The organism is Kitasatospora sp. MY 5-36, assembly GCF_001182915.1.
Lineage (GTDB): Bacteria > Actinomycetota > Actinomycetes > Streptomycetales > Streptomycetaceae > Kitasatospora.
In genome coordinates, this window is the sequence record NZ_LFVW01000862.1 from 1 (window position 1) to 3,768 (window position 3,768).

General features: G+C 74.0%; 3 protein-coding genes. All 3 read left to right on the top strand.

The features are described from left to right. Positions 1-565: 565 nt before the first annotated feature. Genes AE652_RS37360 through dpgB form a run of 3 tightly spaced genes read left to right on the top strand, consistent with a single transcriptional unit; the run spans position 566 to position 3,768 of the window. Positions 566-1,936, top strand: coding sequence for a PLP-dependent aminotransferase family protein (locus tag AE652_RS37360; RefSeq protein ID WP_063780398.1), 1,371 nt, complete (start codon positions 566-568; stop codon positions 1,934-1,936). Further along, positions 1,933-3,063 carry a 3,5-dihydroxyphenylacetyl-CoA synthase DpgA gene (gene dpgA / locus AE652_RS37365; protein ID WP_049659701.1) on the top strand — a complete coding sequence of 377 codons (1,131 nt, stop codon included), beginning with the start codon at positions 1,933-1,935 and terminating at the stop codon, positions 3,061-3,063. The genes AE652_RS37360 and dpgA overlap by 4 nt, the downstream gene beginning before the upstream one ends. Positions 3,064-3,084: 21 nt before the next feature. After that, on the top strand, positions 3,085-3,768 hold the full coding sequence (gene dpgB, locus AE652_RS37370; protein WP_049659703.1) for an enoyl-CoA-hydratase DpgB: 684 nt from the start codon (positions 3,085-3,087) through the stop codon (positions 3,766-3,768).

Genomic DNA, 3,768 nt, shown 5'->3' on the forward strand with positions numbered 1-3,768 from the left:
GAGGGCGGTGGTGTCGCTGCGGACGGCGACGGCCGCGGGGGCGCGGCGGCGGGCCGGTCGGCGCCGGGGCCGCGGGCACGGCGGCGGGACCGGGAATCCGGTAGCAGGCTGTGACGGGGCGGAAACCCACAGCGCTTGACAGCCCCTCGCCCGGGGGCGCGTACTGGAACGAGGACAAACAGCAGACAGGGCCCTGTGCTCCGGATATCCGTCGGATACCGCGGCCGGTGCGAAAGCGGCGACAGGGCGTGCTGGGATCTCGATACCCCCTCGCGTCGCGTTCGGCCCGGTGCCCGACGGCGGTTTTCGCGTGCGGGCACCGCGCCGCCGCCGTTCGGACGGTGCGCCCGCGGTGGCGCCGCCGGAGCCCGTGGGCCCGTCCAAGGGGCCGCCATGAGACCGACGTCGAGACCGACCGATGTTCGAACGCGGGAGGACGGTACCGGCGATCCGCCCACGGGGCGCCGCCGCACCGTCGCCCTGCCGCGCGTCCTTCACGCGAGCCCTGGCATCCGCCGTCCGACGGGGTGCCGCACGGCGGCTCGTCCACGGAAAGGCGGGCACCATGGTGCTCGATTCGACCACGCTGCACTCGAGCATCGAGGACCCGGTTCTCGACCGGATGAACTTCCTCAACGAGATCACGTCCAGCTACCCGGACGCGGTGTCCTTCGCGCCGGGCCGCCCCTATGACGGATTCTTCGAGGTCGAGGAGGTCCACACCTACCTGCGCCGGTACGCGGCCTACCTGGAGAGCCGGGGCGCGGGGCCGGCCGAAGTGCGCAGCGGCTTCTACCAGTACGGGCCGGCGGCGGGGCAGATCCGGGAGCTGATCGCGTACTCGCTGCGGCAGGACGAGGGGTTCGAGGTCGCGCCCGAGGCGATCGTGGTGACGGTCGGTGCGCAGGAGGCGATGTTCCTGGTGCTGCGCGCGCTGTTCGCGACGCCCGCGGACGTGCTGCTGCTCGTGACCCCCTGTTATGTCGGGATCATGGGGGCCGCGCGGCTGCTGGACATCCCGGTGGTCGCGGTGCCGGAGCGTGACGGGCGGCTGGTGGTCGCGGACCTGGACGCGGCGGTGCGGGCGCAGCGGGCGGCGGGTCGCCGGCCGCGGGCCGTGTACGTGGTGCCGGACCACGCGAATCCGACCGGGTCGACGCTGGACCTTCCGACGCGTACCGGGCTGCTGGAGCTGGCCGGGCGCCAGGGTCTGCTCGTCCTGGAGGACAGTCCCTACCGGTTGAGCGGCCCGGGGCCGCGGTGCCCGATGCTCAAGGCGCTCGACACGTCGAGGAGCGTGATCCAGCTCGGCACCTATTCCAAGACGGTGTTCCCGGGTGCGCGGGTCGGCTACGTGGTGGCCGACCAGGAGGTGCGCGACGGGCGCGGCGGGATCCGGCTGCTGGCGCGGGACCTGGCGAAGGTGAAGAGCATGGTGACGGTGAACACGTCCTCGCTCAGCCAGGCGGCCGCGGCGGGTGCGCTGCTGGGTTCGGACGGGCGGCTGTCGGTGCTGAACGCGCGGGCGGCCGAGCACTACCGGCGCAGCATGGCCGCGACGCTCGCGCAGTTGGAGCGGTGGCTGCCGGAGCGGCGGCGCCGGGAGCTGGGGGTGGGCTGGAACCGGCCCGACGGCGGTTTCTTCCTCACGCTGCGCACCGGTTTCCGGACCGGTACGGCGGCGCTGGAGCGGTCGGCCCGGGAGTTCGGGGTGATCTGGACGCCGATGGAGTTCTTCCATCCGCACGGCGGGGGCGAGCGGGACATCCGGCTGTCGATCAGCTACCTGACGCCCGGGCAGGTGGTCGAGGGCGTCGAGCGGCTGGTGCGGTTCGTGGAGACGCTCAGTGAGGAGACGCGCGGCGGTGGGGCGCGCGGTGGTGGACGCACGGTGGTGACGTGCCCGGTACCCGGAACGGAGAGTGACGCACCATGACCACGGCCCTGGACCGAGCGCCGGCCGCCACGGTCCCGCGCATCGTGAGCGTGGGCACCGCCGTGCCGCCCGAGCACTACTCCCAGGAGGAGTTGCTGGACCTGTTCGGGATCACCGACCGCCGGGTGCGCTCGGTGTTCCTGCTGGGCTCCATCCGGCAGCGTTCGCTGGTGCTGCCGCCGGCGGCGCCGGACGGCACCAGGCTCCGGGAGAGCCAGGGCGACCTGCTGGACAAGCACAAGGCGTGGGCCGTGAGCATGGGGGCGGACGCGCTGCAGCTGTGCCTCAAGCGGATCGGGGCCGACCTGTCGGAGGTGGCGTACCTGTGCTGCGTGACCTCGACCGGCTTCCTGACGCCGGGGCTGAGCGCGCTGCTGATCCGCGAGCTGGGCATGGACTGGCACACCGCGCGGGCCGACATCGTCGGCATGGGCTGCAACGCCGGGCTCAACGCGCTGGCGGTGGTGGGCAACTGGGCGGCGGCGAACCCGGGCCGGCTGGCCGTGATGGTCTGCTCGGAGGCCTGCTCGGCCGCGTACACGATGGACGCCACGATGCGCACGGCCGTGGTGAACAGCCTGTTCGGGGACGGCGCCGCGGCGGTGGCGGTGGTGGCGGACCCGGTGAACGACGGGCGCCGCGAGGACGAGGAGGCCGAGGAGGAGGGGCCCGGCCGCCGGCTGGAGGGGCCCCGGATCCTGCGGACCGCGAGCGTGACCATCGTCGACGCGATCGACGCGATGCGCTACGACTGGGACCGCGACCAGGGCCGCTTCAGCTTCTTCCTGGACCCGCAGGTCCCCTACCTGGTCGGCGCGCACGTGGAGGGGGTCGTCGACCGGCTGCTGGCGGGCACCTCGCTGCGCCGCGACGACGTCGCGCACTGGCTGGTGCACTCCGGCGGCAAGAAGGTCATCGACGCGGTCGCCGTCAACCTCGGGCTGACCCGGCACGACCTGCGGCACACCATCACCGTGCTGCGCGACTTCGGCAACGTCTCCAGCGGCTCGTTCCTCTTCTCCTACGACCGGCTCCTGCGGGAGGGCGTGGTCCGCGACGGCGACTACGGCGTGCTGATGACCATGGGGCCGGGTTCGACGATCGAGTCCGCGCTCATCCAGTGGTGAACCGACCCTAGGGAGACCGCAATGCCCGTCAACGCCCTGCCCGAGGGCCCCGTGCTGCACGTGGACGGCCGCCGGGAGATCTCGGCCGAGCTGACCGCCGCCCTCGGCGCCCTGTGCGACGAGGCGGAGAGCGCCGGCGCCGACGCCGCGACCCTGTTCCTGTCCGGCGCCCCCGACGGCGAGGCGGTGGCGAAGGCGGGCGACACCGCCGCCGTCACGAAGTGGGAGCGGGCGGTACGGCGCTTCGAGCGGCTGCGGCTGCCCACCCTGGCGGCGGCGAGCGGGGAGTGCGGCGGCGTCGCGCTGGACCTGCTGCTGGCGGCCGACGTCCGGGTGGCGGCCCCGGACCTGCGGCTGCTGCCGTCCTTCCACGGGCAGGCCGTCTGGCCGGGCATGGCCGGCTACCGGCTGGTCCAGCAGCTCGGGCCGGCCCGCGCCCGGCGCACCGTGCTCTTCGGGGTACCGATCACCGCCCGCGAGGCCCTGGAACGCTGCCTGGTGGACCAGGTGAGCCGGGACCCCGGGCGCACCCTGGCGGCCGCCGCCCGGCTGCTGCGCCGCCTGTCCGGCCCCGAACTCGCGATCCGCCGCCAACTGGCCTTCGACGCCCAGTGGATGAGCTTCGAGGACGCCCTCGGCCCGCACCTGGCCGCCTGCGACCGCGCGCTGCGGCGCACCCGGGCCCCGGACGGGGTGACGGCGTGA

Bases quoted from the DNA above. Each gene is read 5' to 3' on its own strand.
- dpgB (WP_049659703.1), top strand. From the start codon at position 3,085: ATGCCCGTCAACGCCCTGCCCGAGGGCCCCGTGCTGCACGTGGACGGC.
- AE652_RS37360 (WP_063780398.1), top strand. From the start codon at position 566: ATGGTGCTCGATTCGACCACGCTGCACTCGAGCATCGAGGACCCGGTT.
- dpgA (WP_049659701.1), top strand. From the start codon at position 1,933: ATGACCACGGCCCTGGACCGAGCGCCGGCCGCCACGGTCCCGCGCATC.